Origin of the sequence: Flavobacterium aureirubrum (assembly GCF_038739835.1) — a bacterium.
Taxonomy (GTDB): domain Bacteria; phylum Bacteroidota; class Bacteroidia; order Flavobacteriales; family Flavobacteriaceae; genus Flavobacterium; species Flavobacterium aureirubrum.
The window spans coordinates 1-482 of record NZ_JBCGDO010000093.1; the positions used below are offsets into that span (position 1 = coordinate 1).

Sequence of the window (482 nt, forward strand, 5' to 3'; positions counted from 1 at the left end):
ATGAATTTATTGATATATTGAACCAATGTTAATGCTGTTATTTTGGCTAAAATTCTTGTTTTAAAACCTTCAAAAGTTTTAGCATAATTGTTTCTAATTCTGAACTGGTCACATAATTGTGAAAATAATGTTTCAATTCTTTTTCTTGATTTTCTAAAGATATAAGGTTGTGGCTTATAATCCTTTTGATTATTTCTTTTTGGTGTTTCCAATTTGATATTTACCGTTTGAAATAAATCTAACTGAATGCTTTGGGACAAGTATCCTCTGTCGCCAAGCAGCACACAATCAGACATTTGCTTTTTTATGTTTTTCAAAAAATGAACGTCGTGAACTTCTGCTTTTGTAATATCTAAAGAATGAAAAACACCATCTATAGAACAAACTCCATGTAATTTATATCCGTAAAACCAGTTATTTTGAGAAGCACAAAACCCTTTTGAAGGAGCAGTTTCAAACTCATTTTTACAAATTTTAATTCT

At 28.6% G+C, this 482-nt stretch carries 1 protein-coding gene; it reads right to left on the reverse strand.

Annotation, left to right across the window (positions count from 1 at the left end; translation table 11 throughout):
- Positions 1-482, reverse strand: a 482-nt coding sequence (locus tag WFZ85_RS16085; RefSeq protein WP_342697268.1) for an IS982 family transposase, incomplete at both ends; no start/stop codon positions are given.